This is a genomic window from Sphingopyxis sp. LARHCG72, assembly GCF_052871675.1.
Window position 1 is genome coordinate 1 of sequence record NZ_JBIXJU010000025.1, and the last position, 982, is coordinate 982.

At 59.2% G+C, this 982-nt stretch carries 1 protein-coding gene; it reads right to left on the reverse strand.

The features are described from left to right. Positions 1-151: 151 nt before the first annotated feature. Positions 152-915 (reverse strand): IS5 family transposase gene (locus tag ACIPPQ_RS21710; RefSeq protein ID WP_446546117.1). Its coding sequence is split into 2 segments (ribosomal slippage): positions 152-571 and positions 574-915, totalling 762 coding nucleotides; the frame shifts between segments, so codons are not numbered across the junction. Positions 916-982 lie beyond the last annotated feature (67 nt).

Below are 982 nucleotides of genomic sequence, written 5' to 3' on the forward strand. Positions count from 1 at the left end.
CAACAATGCAGACCTGCGTGCTTTCCATCGACAGGTCTAATCCGGCATAGTTCTTCATGGCTGCTTCCTTCCTTCAGGATTCGACAACCAGAAGTGTGCGCCTCAACCGAGGTCCGAGGGAAGCAGCCGCAATTACACGATGACTCATTGATCAGAGCCAGAAGATGACGGTCGCGGCGAGGGCTACGGCGGAGAAGAAGGCCTTTGGGCATCGATCGTAGCGTGTGGCGACGCGCCGCCAGTCTTTCAGGCGGCCGAACATGATCTCGATGCGATTGCGGCGTTTGTAGCGGCGCTTGTCGTATTTGACGGTCTTGTTCCGTATTTTCCGACCCGGGATGCAGGGGGTGATCCCCTTTTCCTGCAAAGCATCACGGAACCAGTCGGCATCATAGCCCCGGTCGGCCAGCATCCATTGCGCCTTGGGCAGACTGTCGAGCAAAGCGGCCGCGCCAGTGTAATCGCTGACCTGCCCGGCGGTCATGAAGAAGCTGATAGGGCGACCGTTCGCATCGGTCACGGCATGCAGTTTGGTATTCATGCCGCCCTTCGTGCGGCCGATCAGGCGTCCCGGCCCCCCCCCTTTTTTACCCCAAGGCTGGACGCCGTGCGGTGCGCTTTGAGATAGGTCGCATCAATCATGATCGTCTTGCGCTCTGGCGCCTGCGGTGCGGCCAGGCCTTCCATCATGCGGATGAAGACGCCTCTGTCGCTCCACCGCTTCCAGCGATTGTAGAGCGTTTTCGCCGGGCCATATTCCCTCGGCGCATCCCGCCACCTCAGCCCATTGCGATTGACGAAGATAATCCCACTCAGAACGCGCCGGTCATCAACCCGCTCGCGGCCATGGCTCTTCGGAAAATAGGGCTGAAGCCGAGCCATCTGCTCGTCCGTCAGCCAATACAAATCACTCATCCTTCAGGCTCCTCACAGCGAGCCTGAATCACAGCCGTCACCGCAAATCAATGGGTCCTGACCCTAA